We start from the raw sequence: 16321 nt of genomic DNA, 5'->3' as shown, positions 1-16321 counted from the left end.
GTGAGCGCATGGCCGCGTTCCGGTGGATATCGGCCCCGGTCAACGGCCCGCGACCGTGGGCACGAGGCAGGCTCGGCCCGGTGCCGCCGGCCACTGCCGCGATACGCCGATGCCGCGGGCGCGTGCGTGCGGAGGTTCTGCGCCGCGTGCGTATGGAGCTTCTGCGACGCGTGCGTGCGGAAGTTCTGCGCCCCCCGGCCCCCAGGCGTGGCACGCCATGACCGACGTCCCTCCGCACCCGTTCGACGAGGGCTACGACCCCCGGACCGACCGGGACTGGCGCCTCGTCGAGGAGGACGCCTCCGGGGTGTCGGACCATGAGCCGATCGGACTGCGCCAACGGCTCTCGCTCAACCGGATGGGCACCTTCGACTGGGACCTGGACCGCGGCTACATGAATCTGGACCCCGGTGCCATGGACGTCTTCGATCTGCGCCCGGACGAATACGACGGCGCGCCGGCGTCCCTGGTCAAGCGGGTGCCGCCGGCGGAGGGCCGCCGCCTGGACGAGGCACTTTCCCAGGCACTGCTGGACGGTCACTCGTCGTACGGCGCCTACTTCCGGGTCCGGTGCCGCGACGGCACCCAGCGCTGGACACACTCCCAGGGCCGGATTCTGCACACCGCCGACGGGGTGCCGTACCGGGTCATCGGCATCGTGCGGGAGGCGACCAGCGAGCTGGCGGACTCCGCACTGCTGCGCTCGCTCCAGCAGGAGCGGCAGCGGCAGACGGTGATGGTGCAGCAGACCACCGCCGCACTGGCCCGTGCGCTGTCGGTCAAGGACGTGACCCGGGTGCTCACCGGAACCGGCGGCGCCCGGCGGTTCGGCGCGGACGGGCTGGTCCTCGGCCTGGTCGCGAACGACCGGTTCGAGGTCATCGCCACCGCCGGGCTGGAGGGCGACGTGCCCGACAACATGATGACCTCGCGGCTCGACGACACCCTCCCGCTGGCGGACGCGGCGCGCTCGCGGCGTCCCATCTTCCTCAGCACCCGCGGCGAGCTGATCGCCCGCTACCCGCGGCTGCGCCCGTACACCAGGGTGCTGCCGACGGGCAGCGCGGCGTTCCTGCCGCTGATCGCCCAGGACACCGTCATCGGGGCGCTGGGACTGTTCAACGCCGAGCCGGCGGTGCGGTCGCCGGAGGCCAGGAACCTGGCGCTGGCGCTGGCCGGTGTCGTCGCGCAGTCGGTGCAGCGGGCGACCCTCTTCGACCAGGAGCGGGAGTTCGCGACGGGGCTGCAGGCGACGATGCTGCCGCGCCGGCTCCCGCCCATCGAGGGCGGCGCGGTCACCGTCCGCTACCACCCGGCGAGCGTCGGGCGGGACATCGGCGGCGACTGGTACGACGTGATCGCCCTGCCCCAGGGGCGGACCGGGCTGGTGGTGGGCGACGTACAGGGCCATGACACCCATGCAGCCGCCGTGATGGGCCAGCTGCGCATCGCCCTGCGGGCCTACGCCAGTGAGGGACACTCACCGGAGACCGTGCTGGTTCGGGCCTCCCGGTTCCTGGCGGAGCTGGACACCGAGCGGTTCGCGACCTGCACGTATATCCAGGCCGATATGGAATCGGGAGCGCTGCACCTCGCCCGGGCCGGCCACCTCGGCCCGCTGATCAGCAACAGCTCCCGGCACATCGACTGGCCCGAGGTCCGCGGTGGGCTGCCGCTCGGTCTGGCCACGGTCTTCGGGCACGACCACTTCCCGGAGACCCAGCTGTTCCTGGAGCCCGGCTCGACACTGCTGCTGTGCACCGACGGCCTGGTCGAACAACCGGGCCAGGACATCTCCCGCGGTATCGACGCGCTGTCCGCGGCGGTCCGCACCGGGCCCACGGATCTGGAGGCGCTTGCCGACCGGCTCTCGGACCATCTGTGGGCCGACCCCGGCTCGGAGGACGATATGGCCCTCCTGCTGCTGCACCGGCTGCCCGGTTCCGGCGTCGTCGCCACCCCGCGGCTGCGGCTGCACGTCCATCAGGCCGACCCGTCGGGCACCGCGGAGGTCCGCTCCGCGCTGCGCCGTACGCTGGACCAGTGGCGGGCGGGCACCGTCATGCACAACATCGAGGTCGCCGCCTCCGAGCTGATCGCCAACGCGCTGACGCACACCGAGAGCGGCGCCCTGGTCTCCATGGAACTGCTGCCGGGCACGCCGCGCCGGATCCGGCTGGAGGTCGAGGACCGTTCCAGCCGGTGGCCGCGGCGGCGCAGTCCCGGCGAGACCGCCACCTCCGGGCGCGGGTTGATGCTGGTCGAGGCGCTGGCGGACGACTGGGGCGCCGAACCGCGGGGCGCGGGCAAGGCGCTGTGGTGTGAATTCGCGGTACCGGACGGCCAGGAGGCGGTGTGGTGAACGTCCGGGCTGCGGTGTGCGGTGTGGTCAAGGCCCGGGCTGCGGTGTGGTGAACGTCCGGTCCGGCGAGGGGTGGCGTTCGCCCAGGGAACATGTCCGCATTCAGGATCGATGACGGCACATCAACTGAGCTGTTGGGTCCGGGGAATGGGCTCCCACGTCGCGGCCCGGCAGTGGCCGAGCCGACCAACCTGGCCGTTGGCCGACTCGACCTGACCGGAACGTACACCTTCACGTCCATGACGCAAACCGCTCCGGCGCCTGCGCCCTCCCGGGGCGACCGTTTCCGCCACCCGGCTCGGTCTTCTGTCACCGGCTCAGGTTCGCGGCACCGGCCCGGGCTCCTGATGCGCGGCGCCGGCCCGGGCTCCTGACTCGGCCTCCCGACACCGGCTCAGTTCTCCGACGCCGGACCGGGTTTCCGACTCAGGTCGCGGCGCCGGCCCGCTCCTCCGGCACCGGCTCACTCCTCCGGCCCGTACCAGAGCGTCGTCATATTGCAGAACTCCCGGATGCCGTGCCCGGACAGCTCCCGCCCGTAGCCGGAGCGTTTGGCCCCTCCGAAGGGGAGGCCCGGGTGGGAGGCGGTCATCCCGTTGAAGAAGACACCGCCGGCCTCGATATCGCGGGCGAGGCGCTGCTGTTCCTCGGGGTCCCTGGTCCAGGCGTTGGAACTGAGCCCGAACGGGGTGTCGTTGGCGAGGCGCACCGCCTCGTCGAGGTCGGCGACGCGGTAGAGCGTGGCGACCGGGCCGAACGCCTCCTCGCGGTGGATACGCATCCCCTCGGTGATGCCGGACAGCACCGTCGGCTCGTAGAACCAGCCCGCGCTGTGCTCGGGCGGCCGCCGGCCGCCGCACAGTGCGGTGGCGCCCTGGTGGACCGCGTCGTCGACAAGCTCCTCCAGGTCGGAGCGGCCCTGCTCGCTGGAGAGCGGTCCGACGTCGGTCTGCTCGTCCATCGGGTCGCCGACGGTCAGCGCGGCCATGCGGGCGGTGAACCGCTCGGCGAAGGTGTCGTAGATGTCCTGGTGCACCAGGAACCGCTTGGCCGCGATACACGACTGTCCGTTGTTCTGGACGCGGGCGGTGACCGCGACGCGGACCGCCTTGTCGAGGTCGGCGGAGGGCAGCACGAGGAACGGGTCGCTGCCGCCGAGTTCGAGGACGGTCTTCTTGACCTCGTCACCGGCGATGGACGCCACCGCGCGGCCGGCCGGCTCACTGCCGGTCAGCGTGGCGGCGACCACCCTCGGGTCGCGCAGGATGTCCTCGACCGCCCCGGAGCCGACCAGCAGGGTCTGGAAACAGCCCTCGGGGAAACCGGCGCGGCGGAACAGCTCCTCCAGGTAGAGCGCGGTCTGCGGCACGTTCGAGGCGTGCTTGAGCAGCCCGGTGTTGCCCGCCATCAGGGCGGGCGCGGCGAACCGTACGACCTGCCAGAGCGGGAAGTTCCAGGGCATCACCGCGAGGACGGGGCCGAGGGGGCGGTAGCGCACCACGGCACGGATCGCGCCGGAGTCGCTGACATCGGCCGGATCGGGGTGCTCGTCGGCGAGCAGTGCCTCGGCGTGGTGGGCGTACCAGCGCATGGTCTTGGCGCACTTCGCCGCCTCCGCGCGCGCCTGGGCCAGCGGTTTGCCCATCTCGGTGGTCATGGTGCGGGCGATGCCGTCCTGGTCGGCATCGAGCAGGTCGGCGGCCGCGAGCATCCGCTCCCTGCGGTAGCCGAAGCTGGTGGTGCGGTGCTCCTGGAAGGCCTGGTCCGCCCGGACCAGGTGATCTTCGATCTCACCCCCGTTGAGGGCGTCGAAGGTCTTCAGGGTCTCGCCGGTGGCCGGGTTGACCGTGGCGATGGCCATGATCAGCACCTCCTTGGTGGGTGCGGGAGCGGGATACCCCCGGTGGAGAGGGCGACGGGTCCGGGCGGCCCTCCTAGGAGAGCGGCCACGGCCTAGGAGAGGGGCGAAGGCTCCGGTGACGGCTCCGGGACCGGATCGGGATCGGGTCCGGGCGGACGGGGTATCGGCGACGGTTCCGGCGGAATGGGATCCGGTTGCCCAGGCGGGCTCGGTGGGCCGGGAAGCGGGTCCGGGACGGGCGGCGGGCCTCCCGGATCCGGGGGCGTGGGCTGCGGATCGCGGTCGAGCGTGCGCTCACTGCGCGTATGCGGTTGCCGCTGCACGGTGGGCCTCCAGACTGAGACGGCTAGTGGCACATGAGCCCCCGTACCCGAGTTTCGCCCGTCCATGGCCCCCGCGCACGGCGGATTGCCGCGGACGGGTTGCGCACGGCCCGGGGGCGGCGTATGTGACCTGATCGGACGGCGCCGGGCGGGCCGGTCGCGTTCTAGGGGGTGTCTCCCCGATCAGGCCGGATCAGGGAGCGGGGGCTGGTGCACTTCGTTCGCTGCGCTCTCTCCGTCTCGGCTCCACATCAGCCACCGGATGCCGAGCGCGATCGCAAGGCGGAGGAGGGAGTCGACGCGGAGCGGTTGGGGTCTCCCCTGCTCGAGCGGAGCCGAGAGCTTGGGGAAGAGTGACGACAACACGGATGGGGGTCCCCCCGCGCCGTTCAGGCGTGGGGGAGTGCGTGCCAGCCCCCGCGAGCCCGGCATGGTCGGGGAGACACCCCCTAGATTGCGCTCATGCCCGTGATGCTGCGTACGAGGACGATGCGCCTGGTGATGGCCGGTAGGGCCGCCGTGACCGGCAGGACGGCCGTAGCCGGGAACAGGGCCGTAGCCGGGCGCGCGCTCCGGGCGGTGCGGAGAGTGCGGACAGTGAGGTGGGTGCGGACAGCGGGGAGGGTGCGGAGGGTACTGACGGCCCCGGCGGTGCGAACGGAGCGGAGGGCCCGGACGGGGTGGGCCGCGGTGCGGGGCACAGCCCGGGTCACGGCCCGGGGCACGGTCCGGGGCCGGGCCTCGGCCTCGCTGTCCGCGGTCACCCTGGCGCTGCTCGCGCTCGCCGTGCCCGCCCCGGCGGCGGCCGGCGCGTCCGCAGCCGCTCCCGGCCGCCACATCCCCCTTCCCGACCGCCGCGTCCCCCTACCCGACCTCATGGCCGACACCGGCGGCGGCGAGCAGCTGATCACCGCCCGTGCGCCCACGACGCGCGCCACCACCGGGACCGTGCGGTGGTGGCAGCGGCACAACGGCCGCTGGGGGCAGGCGGGTTGGGCGCCGGCCCGCTTCGGAGCCAACGGGCTGGCCGAGGGCAGCAGCCGGGTGCAGGGCACGTCGACCACCCCGACCGGGCTCTACGACCTGCCGTTCGGCTTCGGGACCGCTCCGCCCCCGCCCGGCACCGCCGTGCCGTACCGCCGAGTGGGCGCGGACTCCTGGTGGTGCGAGGACAATGCCTCCGCCTCCTACAACCGCTGGGTGGCGCCGCTGCCGCCGGACTGCGCGGCGGGCGAGTCCGAACGGCTGGCGGACTATCCCACGCAGTACGCCCGGGCCCTGGTCATCGGCTTCAACTATCACCGTCCGGCGCACGGCCGCGGCGCCGGCATCTTCCTCCATGTCAACGGGAAGGGCGCCACGGCCGGCTGTGTCTCCGTACCGGCCGGGGCAATGGCACGGATCCTGGCCTGGATCCGTCCGTCCGCCCACCCGCACATCGCCCTCGGCACGGCGTACGGGCCAACCGTCATCACCCGTTACTGACAGCGGCCGCGGTGCGCGGGAGATGAGGTGCCCGGGGTGGCAGGCCACCCCGGTGCCCTGCCGGCTCGGGTTCGGCCGACGGCGGTCCGGTGGGCGGCGGTTCGGCCGACGGCAGTTCGACCGGCCTGCGGTTCCACCAGCGGTTCGCGCAGCATGGTGCCCGCGCGCATCCGCGGGCCCATGGACGCGAAGCTCCGAACGTCCGGCGCCCACCGAACGCCGCACAGACCAGGACAACTTGACACCGGATCACAGGGCTGCCGCCCCGTCCTGCCACCTTGCGGCTTTGCACCAAGGCACGCCTGCGGGACTCCAGTGGGTAACGGGCCGCGACGACACGCATCGGCTGCGACACGCGCCGATGGAATCCGGCCGTGGGGGGCGCCGCATCGAGCCCGCATCGCGCCCCGAAAGCGGCTCTTCCGTAGACATCGAAGGCGTGCGGGCGCAGGCTGATGCCGATCGGACGTGACCCGTGCGGATGGGCCCGGCCGGCGGGCAAAGCCCAGCGTCGAGGGAAGGGGAACGGCATCCGGTGAACGAAGTGCACGTGCGACGGCTGGTCCGGTATCCGGTCAAGGGCTGCGCCGGGCAGGACATCACCAGCGCCTGGCTGCGCCCGGGGCTCGGACTGCCGGGTGACCGCGTGCTGGCCATCGCCAACGGGCAGAGCCCATTGCCCCGCGCGGGACAATGGGCTCCCACCGAAACCTTCGCCCGGCTGACCACCCACCATGACCTCCTTAGGCTGAGAGCCGCCTTCGACGACACCACCGCCACCGTCACCCTGCACCCCACGGATCAGAGCCCGGTGACCGTACTGCTGGATCAGCCGGAGAGCCGCAGGGAAGCCGATGCGCTGCTGCGCCACTGGCTACCGGCCGGCCCCTATGGCGGACCGGAGCTGGTACGCGCCGATCGGGGCTACTGGGACGATCGGACGGGCACCGTCTCACTGATCAACCTGGACACCGTCAACGCACTGGCTGACGCGGTCGGAACACCGGTCGATCCGCTGCGCTTCCGCGGCAACGTCTACCTGGCCGGACTCGGCGCATGGGCGGAAATGTCCCTCCCCGGCGAACGCATCATGCTCGGCGAGGCGGAACTCGAGGTACTGCACCCCGTCAACCGGTGCCGGGCCACCTGCGTCAACCCCGTGACCAGCGAGGTGGACCTCAACATTCCCGCCTCGCTGATGACCCACTTCGGGCATCTCTTCTGCGGTGTCCGGGCCCGCGTCATCTCCCCCGGAGCGTTGCACACCGGGGATCGGCTGACCCGCTTCCGGCACCGCGGCAGGCCTCGGCCGCCCACAGCGGGGCTGCCGCCCGAGCAGTGGCCCCGACCTGCCCGCGTCGTCCGGTACGAGGCCGAGAGCGACGATGTGGCGAGCCTCTGGTTGCGCGATCCGCTGCAGCACCTTCGCGGCCCCCACAGCCCAGGACAGCACCTGCGGATCCACGTCACCGACGACCGAGGGCCGGTCTGGCGCTGCTACACCATCTCCGGCAGCCACCACGGCGACCTGCGCATCAGCGTCAAACGCCATCCCGACGGACGCATGTCACCGTGGCTGCACCGCCACGCCCGCCTCGGTGCGACGCTGCTCGTCTCCGGCCCGCACGGGTCCCTGACCGGCGGGCCCGGCTCCGGTTCCGGCTCCCGCTCGCCGCTGCTGTTGGCCGGCGCCGGAATCGGAATCACCCAGACCCTCGCCCTTCTGCAGGCCGCAGCCGAGGAAGACCCCGGTCGTCCCCTCGTGCTCTGCCATACCGCCCGCAGCGGCCGCTGGCTCGCCCTGTGGGAGGAAGCCCGCGCATTGATCTCCGCGCTGCCTCAAGGGCGGGCCCGCTTGTTCCTGACCCGCCCCGAAGAAGGCGACCTCACCCGGTGGAACGCCACAGCCGGTCGCCCCGATCTCGGCGCCGTCGCCACTCCGCTGCTCGACCTTCCGAGTGCGACGGCCTACCTCTGCGGCCCCCCTGAGTTCATGGACGCCGCTCGGGACAGCCTGATACGCCGCGGGCTGCCCGCCAAGGCGGTTCACCAGGAGATCTTCGCCTCGCCCCGAGCTCCACTGCAGACTCCCGGGCCGCCGCTCCCCGGCCCGTTCCGCGTGTCGTTCACCGTCAGCCACCGCCAGGCACACTGGACACCGGACCACGGAACGCTCCTCGACCTTGCCGACGAAATGGGGATATCGGCCCCGTCCGGTTGCCGCGTCGGTGCCTGCCACCTCTGTCAACAACGCATCAGCAGCGGAAGCGTCACCTACACCACGCCGCCCGCCCTGCCTCCGAAGCCCGACTGCGCGCTCCTGTGCTGCGTTGTCCCCACCGGCGACGTCGATATGCCGCTGTGAGCCCGCCGGTCGATCCGCCTGTCGGGTCGCAAGGCGATCGGCGAGCCGCGGGAACGGACCCGCCCCGTGTTCCGCGCACGCGGGAATCGGTCCACGATGCTCCGCCGAAGCTCTGTCCCTGCAGAGGCGTGAGGTCCGTCACGGAGTCGGGCGGAGCAGGAGGGTGGTGGTGGCCGAACGGGCGCGACTCAGCCACCGCCGCGTTCCTCCCGGCGGGAGTTCGCCCCGCCGCCGGAGCGGTCTCTCTTCTGCGGTAACTCACGATTACTCTGGTTTTGAACTCGGGCTCCGCAAACGAGCGGAAATTGATTTTCAGCCACTGCGGCCCGGTTCTGCCCAGCGTTGACGCCCGCCCGGAACCGCCGTAGATTAGCCGATGATCAAGGGGTATGCATTCACGCGGAGTCGCTGTTACGGGGGAGTCGAGAGCCGTGGTTGCGCAGTTCAGGTTAGTCGTCGCCGACAGCCGCGAACTATTCCGTGAAGGGTTGTCTGCGCTTTGTACGGCGGAGCCGGGAATCCAGGTGGTGGGCCAGGCCGACGATGGACTCGAGGCCCTGTCGCTCATTCGCAAGGAGCGCCCCGAAGTTGTGCTCATCGATGCCGAGCTTCCCGAAGTCGGAGCCGTACGGACGGCTCACCAGGAGCCTGTGGCCCCGCGCTTGGTGATGCTGACCCCGCATGAAGATGCGCATCTGATGGAGCGGGCGATGTCCGTAAGGCCGCACGCCTGCATCTCAAAGGACTCGACGCGTGAGGAGCTGTTCGAGACGGTACGGGCCATAGTGAGCAACGGGGACCGCATGTTCATCTCCTTCTCCAGAGGGGTGGCCGAGCAATTGAGGTTTCCCACGAAGAACCCCCTTACGGCTCGGGAGAAAGAGATTCTGCAACTCGTCTCCAGTGGATTCCGCAATGCACAGGTCGCTTCGTCTCTGTGCGTCACGGAAGGGACAGTGAAACGACATCTCTCCAACATCTATGTGAAGCTTGATGTCGGATCGCGCATGGAGGCCGTGCACACCGGCGTGAAACTGCGGCTGATCACGGGAATTCATTGACGGTACGAAGCTGTACGGCGAGTCATCGGTTCCTCGTCACCACTCCCAGGGACGCAGCCACCACACAGCCCAACGCCACCCATTGGCTGGGGCCGAGCCGCTGGGAGAGGATCACGAGACCTACCAGGGCAGCGATCGCCGGCTCGAGGCTCATCAGCACTCCGAAAACCCGCGGAGGTATCTGCCGAAGGGCCCTGAACTCCAGGGAGTAGGGAACCACGGAGGACAGCAGGGCGAGACAGAAGCCGATGGCCAGCACATGCGGCTGCAGAAGACTGGTTCCGGCGTCGGCGAAGCCCACGGGGAGAGCGAGCAGTGCGCCCCACACCATGGCCAGGGCCAGGCCCGCGCCGTCGTTGGTACGGCTGCTGAGCTTCGCACCCAGCAGGATGTACCCCACCCAGCATCCTGCGGCGATCAACGCGAAGGCGACACCGACCCAGGAAAGGCCGCCGTCGACCTCGGTGAGCAGTACCACCCCCGCGGCGGCCAGGAGTGCCCACGCGGCATCGGACCAGCGACGGGAGCTCACGACGGCAAGAGCCAGCGGCCCCAGCAGTTCGATGGCGACGGTGACGCCCATGGGGATACGGTCCAGCGCTTGGTAGAAGGCGAAGTTCATGCCGGCGAGCACCGTTCCACAGGCGAACACGGCGGGCAGAGCGCGCCGTCCGACCCGCAGGGACGTGCGCCACGCGAGCGAGAGGACCAGGGCGGAGAAGACCAGCCGCAGCGTCGTCACTCCGAACGCCCCGGTGACCTGGAACAACGGCTTGGCCAGTGCGGCTCCCAGTTGCCGGAAGAGCATTCCGCACAGGATGAGCCCCGGCGGCGGCACCACCTCCAGAAGGCGTCCGGCGCTCCGCCCGGCACCGGGCCGGGGGCGCGCCGCCCGGTCAGTTTGCTGCACCGTCTGTGCAGTAGTCGTTTCTTGAGTCCCCGTCATGGTGCTCCTAGAAAATCTTCGCAGCGGCACAACGCCGGCCGGGCGGCCGGCGCACACACCCGGCGGGCCGACCCGGTGCCGGCCTTCTTGTCCTGGTCCTCCGGTAATCCGGTCCCGCGGTTCCACGGCCGGGTGACGACCGCCCGCCAAGGGCAGACGCCTCCCGAGCCGTGCCGCGTCGAGGCCGGTCGGAGATCCTTCGGCTGCCCGCCCGCGGCGAGCGGTGCCCGGTCAGTCCGGGGTGATGCCGAGGGCGGCCGCAGGGCAGCGCTGAACAGCGTCTTCGACCGTACCGCCGGCGTCCGTCAGAGGGCCTTCGTCGAGCAGTTCGACGAGACCGTCGTCGTTCTGATCGAAAACGGCAGGCTCGATGAGCACGCACAGTCCCGATCCGACGCAGACTTCCCGGTCGATGGTGATCCGCATGACATGTCCTCCAGGTCACCAGGTGACGGGCAGTTCATGAACCCCGTACACGATCTGATCGTTTTTCAGCGGGAGTTCCGCCGCGGGAACTGCCAGGCGTAGACCGGGAACACGGGCGAACAAGGTGCTGAAGACGACCTCCAGGTTCATCCGGACAAGGTTCTGACCGATGCATTGATGCGGGCCGTAGCCGAATGCCAGATGACGGCCCACGTCACGATGGATGTCCAGAACTTCGGGGTTCTCGTAGAATTCACTGTCCCAATTGGCCGATGCGTTGAGCCCGAGTACGCCGTCACCTTCCCGTATCGTCACGTCGCCGATCTTGATATCGGACAGAGCGACACGGAAAGTGGCCTGGTCCGAGATGCTGAAATAGCGGAGCAACTCCTCGACGGCTTGCGGGACAAGCCCTGGGTCGGCCCGCAGTTCCGCCAGTTGGTCAGGATGCTCCAGCAGGCCGACCGTGCCGAGGGCGATCATGTTCGGTGTCGCCTCGTGGCCCGCGACGAGGAGCAGTCTGGCCATGCCGAGGACCAGGTCCCGGTCGTAGGAGCCCGATGCACGGAGGTTGCCGATGAGCCGGCCGATCAGGTCGTCTGACGGTTCGCGCTCCTTGTCGGAGACCACCACCTCGAGATAGTCGAGGAGTGCGGCGTAGGCGTTCTCCTGCTCCGGGCGGGTCGCGTTGCGGGAGAGGATGACCGCCGTCTTGGCCAGGAAGAACGCGCTGTCCTCGTACGGCACTCCCAGCAGTTCACAGGCGATCATCGAGGGCACCGGGGCGGCGAAGGCCTCGATCAGGTCCGCCGTACGGCCGGCGTCGAGCGTGGACGCGAGGCATGCGTCCACGATCTCCTGGACGCGTGGCCGCATCTGCCGGATCCGCTTGACCGTGAACTCCGGGAGAACCAGCCGGCGTCGTGCGAGGTGCTCCGGGCCGTCCATCCCGACCATGCCGACGAGTCGTTCTTTCGGCACCCCGACGGGAAGCCGCACCTGCAGGGGGGAGCCGGGGAGCAGGCGGTCCGTGCCCACCTGGGGATGGACGAGGAATTCTCGGATGTCCTCCTGCCGGGTCAGCAGCCACGCGGTGCTTCCGTGCTGAAGAGTCACCTTGGAAATGGGCGCCTCGGCACGTAACTGCGCGTACTTTTCGGGTATTCGCATCGGGCAGGACCGGGGCATGGGGAATTCCGGGAATTCGGTGTGCATGCTCTGGGCTGCGGAGTCGGTTGCATGAGGCACGTGCATGTCACCTGTCTCCTCGAATCTGATCAGCAGTGCCTCAAAGGTAGGTCGCTCAGGAATGCGGGCGCATTGCCCGGCCGGGGTGTTCCGGAGCATGCCTGACGGTGCAGTGGTGATGCATCAAAAGATGTAGCGCAGGTCCCAGCGGTCGGAGCGGCGGCCGGGTTCCGTCCGCCGCCCATCAGTGAGGTGATCGACCGGACCGAATCGCACGATCGGGGAGACCCGCTTGACGCGCCCTTAAGGCTGCGGATCCCGTGCGTCGTAGCGGGCGAAGGCGCGGCGGCCGAGGCCCAGGCCGGTCACCACCAGGACGCAGGCCAGCCCGCCGCCGATCACCGCGGTGGCCGGGGAGGTCAGATCGGCCATGGATCCGGCGAGGAAGTCGCCCAGCCGCGGCCCGCCGGCGACCACGACGATGAAGACGCCCTGGAGCCGGCCGCGCATCGCGTCCGGTGTCGCGGCCTGCAGCATGGTGCTGCGGAACACCATCGAGATGGTGTCCGCACAGCCGGCGACGGCCAGGAAGAACAGGCCGAGCCACAGCTGCCGGGAGAGACCGAAGGAGGCGATGGCCGCGCCCCAGGCGGCCACCGCGATCAGGATGGCCAGGCCGTGCCGGCGGATCCCGCCGAGCCAGCCGGAGAACAGCCCGCCCAGTACGGCGCCCACCGCGGGCGCGGCGACCAGGAGGCCGACGGTCTTGGCGTCCCCGGCGAACCAGAGCACCGCGACCGCGGGAAACAGGGCGCGCGGCTGGGCGAGCACCATCGCGGCCAGGTCCGAGAAGAACGTCATCCGCAGATTCGGCCGGGTGGCGAGAAAGCGCAGGCCGTCCAGTACGGAGGCCCGGCGCCGTGGCCCCTCCCCCTGCTCGGGCCGCATGGACGGCAGCCGCCACATCGCGTACAGCGAGCCGCTGAAGGCCGCCACATCGATCAGGTAGGCGGCCTGGTAACCCCACAGACCGACGATGACGCCGCCCAGCATCGGTCCGCCCATCAGACCGAGGTTGCTGGTCAGGGAGTTGAGGGCGTTGGCGGCCGGCAGCTGTTCGGTGGGCAGCAGCCGCGGGATCATCGACGAGCGGGCCGGCGAGTTCATCGCGAAGCAGACGGCCTGGAGCGCGACGACGGTGTAGAGCAGCCAGACCCGGTGGTATCCGGCCAGGGCCGCGGTGGCCAGTGCGAGGGACATCACGGTGGCGCCCGCGGCGCTGTAGAGGCCCAGTTTGCGGCGGTCGACGGTATCGGCGATGGCGCCGCCGTACAGCCCGAAGACGACCAGGGGGACCAGTGAGCACAGGCCCACCAGGCCGACCGCGAAGGTGGAGTGGGTGAGGGTGTAGACCTGCAGGGAGACCGCGAGCGCGGTCATCTGCTGGCCCATCCAGGAGATGGTGTTGCCGCACCACAAGCGGCGGTAGTCCGGGGAGAGACGCAGCGGGGTCAGGTCGGCGAATATCCGGGAGCGCGGGGATATATCGCTCTTCCTGGGGGTCGTTGTAGGGGCCACGCGGCGCAGTAAAGCACGTGGCAGGGGCGCGGCGGACGGCAGGGCGGAAGCGGCGCCCGGGCCGATCGCCCCTTACCCGCCCGGTGTTCGGCACGCTCGGCAGGCTCGGTGCGTACGGCCGTAACGGGCTCTTCCCTCCCCGCTGGCCCGGTCAGCCGCCCGGAAGCCCATACACCCTACGGGCATTGTCCGCGGCAATCATCGCGCCGACCCGCCGGGCGTCCTCGTCGGACCACGCCCCGGAGGCCGTCCAGTCGCCGAGGACGGTCGCCAGTGCGGTCCGGAACAGGGCGCTGCCGACGGCATACAGCTCCGGCAGGCCGTAGGCGTCGGTGGAGAAGAGCAGTTTGCCGAAGGGGGCGAGCTCCAGGAATTCGGCGAGCACGGCCGCGGCGCGCGGGCCGGTGTGGGTGAGTGTCAGCCCGATGTCGGCGTAGACGTGCGGGAACACGGCGGCCAGGTAGGCGGCTTGGCGGTGGTACGGGTAGCAGTGCAGCAGCACGAGGTCCGTACCGGTGCCGGCGGTGGCCCGCACCAGGTCGGTCAGCAGCGCCGGGTCGGCGTGGTCGAGCCGGAGGTCGGGGTCGCCGAAGCCGGTGTGGAGCTGGAGGGGGCGGCCGGTGGCGACGGCGAGCTGGACGAGATGGCGCAGCAGGACCGGGTCGGTGAGCCGGGGCGCGCCGGCGGCCAGCCAGGAGCGGGCGGCGGTGTGCACCGCGCCCGGGGCGGGCGGCGCGGGATCCAGGGCGAGACCGTGGCGGTAGGCGGCGACCGACTTGAAGGCGACGGCGGTGCGCGCGGCGTCCCGGACCGCACGGGCGAGGGTGTCGGTGAACTCCTCCGCGTCGCGGGAGCCGGCCGCGATCCGCTCGGCCAGGGTCTCCAGCCGTACGACCTCGAAGCCGGCGCCGCCGCCGTCCTCCGCGGTCTCGGCCGGGCCCGTCAGGTCGCCGGGCAGCCCGGTGTCCAGGAGGTAGGCGCCGATGCCGGTGGCACGCAGCAGACGGCGGCGGGTCTCGTCCGGGCCCAGTTCGGCGCGGCGGGCCAGATAGCGGTCGGGCGGGCAGTGCGCCGGCAGGTCGAGCAGCGGCGGGCACCAGCGGCGCACGGCGAAGCCCGCCTGGGTGTCGAAGAAGGTGGTGCCCGCGGCGGGCGGCCGGTCCGACTCGGTGAGGTAGGCGGCGAACGTCCCGGGGTCCGGGGCCTGCCGGAGCACTCCGTGGCAGTGGTGGTCCACCAGCGGCGGCAGGCCGTCGCCGGGGACGCTTCCCACCGCGTCCGCGGGCCTCACCAGCGCCAGCGGGTGGCCGCGGCGATCTCGTCGTCCTCGCTCTCGGCGAAGTGGGCCTCCTCCGCGCGCCGGACGGCGAGCACCGCGCCGTGCAGCACCTCGCCCATCGCCTCGTGCAGCGGGGCCGACTTCTCCAGCCGGTCGGCCGCCTCGGTGAGGGTGGCGGGCAGCCGGACGATGCCCCGCCGGGCGCGCTCGCGGACGCCGAGCACGCCCGGGTCACCGGTCTGCGGTTCCGGCAGCCGGTCCCCGGAGTCGATGCCGTGCAGTCCGGCGGCGATGACCGAGCCCACCGCGAGGTACGGGTTGGCGGCGGCGTCGAATGTCTTGATCTCGGCGTGTCCGCCGTCCGGGTCGTCGGGGGCGCCGGTGATCAGGCGCAGCGCCGCCTCCCGGTTCTCCACGCCCCAGCACTGGTAGACGCCGGCCCATTGGGAGGGCTGCAGCCGCAGGTAGCTGGCGGGTGAGGGGCAGCCGATGGCGAGCAGGGCGGGCAGGGCGCCGAGGACGCCGCCGAGGAAGGCCGCCGCGTCCGGCGCCAGGCCCCAGGGGGCGTCGGGGCTGCGGTGCAGGCTGGTGCCGTCGCGGTACAGGCCGAGGTGGAGGTGGCAGCCGTTGCCGACCTGCCCGGCGACGAACGACGGGGCGAAGGAGGCACGCAGTCCGTGCCGGACGGAGACGGCGCGGATGGTCTCGCGGACCAGCACCACATCGTCGGCGGCGCGGACCGGGTCGCCGGGGGCGGTGGTGACCTCGAACTGGCCGGGGGCGTACTCGGGGTGGAGCTGGAGGACGTCGATGCCCTGGACGCTCAGCGCCTCGGTGACATCGCGGAGGTAGTCGGAGAGTTCGACGACCCGGGTCATGCCGTAGGCGGGGCCGGCGCAGGGGTAGTCGAGCGGTTCGTCGCCGGTGGCGGTCTGGTGCCCCGCGGGGGCACGGGTGACCACCCACTCGGTTTCGAAGCCCATCCGCAGCTCCAGGCCGGCGGTGGCCGCGCGCTCCGTCATCCGCCGGGCGAACTGCCGCTGGCAGGCGGCGTGCGGCAGCCCGAGCTGGTCGTAGCGGTCCGCCGGCGCCCAGGCCCAGCCGGGCTGTGCGGCGAGCGTGGTGACGCGGTCCAGGTCGGGGAAGAGCCGCAGGTCGCCGTCGGGTCCGCCGAGGTGGTCGGAGGCGGTGATGGCGTCGTCGGAGGTGAACACGTCGAAGACGGGCGACATCCCGACTCCGCGTTCCGCCGCGGCCGCGAGCCGTTCGGCCGGCACGGTCTTGACGCGGGCGATACCCGCATTGTCCACCCAGGTCAGCGCCACGTTCCGGACGCCTTCCGCGGAGAGACGTGCCGCCAACTGGCGGGCTTCCTGGCGCTGTTGTGCAGCCCGCGATCCCATAGAGCCGTCCTCACTGACCATGCCGATGCCTCGGCGCCCGTTCG

11 protein-coding genes are annotated in these 16321 nt (G+C 71.3%); 4 read left to right on the top strand and 7 right to left on the bottom strand.

Going from position 1 to position 16321, the window contains the following annotated elements; all coding sequences use genetic code 11:
* Positions 1-217: 217 nt before the first annotated feature.
* The gene (locus tag ABR737_RS38195; protein ID WP_350255742.1) at positions 218-2362 is read left to right on the top strand and encodes a SpoIIE family protein phosphatase; all 2145 of its coding nucleotides are present in this window, start codon (positions 218-220) and stop codon (positions 2360-2362) included.
* 463 nt (positions 2363-2825) lie between these two features.
* Here the strand turns inward: ABR737_RS38195 and ABR737_RS38190 are convergent, their stop codons facing one another.
* Positions 2826-4223 (bottom strand): NADP-dependent succinic semialdehyde dehydrogenase, encoded by a 1398-nt coding sequence (locus tag ABR737_RS38190; protein WP_350255741.1) that lies wholly within the window; start codon positions 4221-4223, stop codon positions 2826-2828.
* A gap of 1088 nt (positions 4224-5311) precedes the next feature.
* Between ABR737_RS38190 and ABR737_RS38185 the strand changes: the two genes are divergently transcribed.
* The 3 genes from ABR737_RS38185 to ABR737_RS38175 all read left to right on the top strand — a co-directional run bounded on the left by ABR737_RS38185 (position 5312) and on the right by ABR737_RS38175 (position 9457).
* The gene (locus tag ABR737_RS38185; protein ID WP_502964532.1) at positions 5312-6031 is read left to right on the top strand and encodes a L,D-transpeptidase family protein; all 720 of its coding nucleotides are present in this window, start codon (positions 5312-5314) and stop codon (positions 6029-6031) included.
* Positions 6032-6566: 535 nt separating this feature from the next.
* Complete coding sequence (locus tag ABR737_RS38180; RefSeq protein ID WP_350255740.1) at positions 6567-8396, top strand: MOSC domain-containing protein; 1830 nt, start codon at positions 6567-6569, stop codon at positions 8394-8396.
* Positions 8397-8827: 431 nt separating this feature from the next.
* Positions 8828-9457, top strand: a complete 630-nt coding sequence (locus ABR737_RS38175; RefSeq protein WP_350255739.1) for a response regulator transcription factor — start codon at positions 8828-8830, stop codon at positions 9455-9457.
* 22 nt (positions 9458-9479) lie between these two features.
* Here ABR737_RS38175 and ABR737_RS38170 read toward each other — a convergent pair whose 3' ends face one another.
* From ABR737_RS38170 to ABR737_RS38145, 6 genes are all read right to left on the bottom strand, one after another.
* Complete coding sequence (locus ABR737_RS38170; RefSeq protein WP_350255738.1) at positions 9480-10265, bottom strand: EamA family transporter; 786 nt, start codon at positions 10263-10265, stop codon at positions 9480-9482.
* A gap of 369 nt (positions 10266-10634) precedes the next feature.
* Positions 10635-10829, bottom strand: a complete 195-nt coding sequence (locus tag ABR737_RS38165; RefSeq protein WP_350255737.1) for a ferredoxin — start codon at positions 10827-10829, stop codon at positions 10635-10637.
* Positions 10830-10844: 15 nt separating this feature from the next.
* A complete protein-coding gene (locus ABR737_RS38160; RefSeq protein ID WP_350255736.1) occupies positions 10845-12083 on the bottom strand; it encodes a cytochrome P450 in 1239 nt (412 codons plus the stop codon).
* Between the two features lie 237 nt (positions 12084-12320).
* The gene (locus ABR737_RS38155) at positions 12321-13595 is read right to left on the bottom strand and encodes an MFS transporter (protein ID WP_350255735.1); all 1275 of its coding nucleotides are present in this window, start codon (positions 13593-13595) and stop codon (positions 12321-12323) included.
* Between the two features lie 151 nt (positions 13596-13746).
* Positions 13747-14889: an amidohydrolase family protein gene (locus ABR737_RS38150; protein WP_350257084.1), complete on the bottom strand. Its 1143-nt coding sequence runs from the start codon at positions 14887-14889 to the stop codon at positions 13747-13749.
* The gene (locus ABR737_RS38145) at positions 14883-16277 is read right to left on the bottom strand and encodes a type I glutamate--ammonia ligase (RefSeq protein ID WP_350255734.1); all 1395 of its coding nucleotides are present in this window, start codon (positions 16275-16277) and stop codon (positions 14883-14885) included. Before ABR737_RS38145 ends, ABR737_RS38150 begins: the two co-directional genes overlap by 7 nt.
* Positions 16278-16321 lie beyond the last annotated feature (44 nt).

The organism is Streptomyces sp. Edi2, assembly GCF_040253635.1.
Classification (GTDB): Bacteria; Actinomycetota; Actinomycetes; order Streptomycetales; family Streptomycetaceae; genus Streptomyces.
The sequence above is the reverse complement of the archived record's forward strand: the minus strand, read 5'-3'. Positions and strand labels throughout refer to the sequence as shown.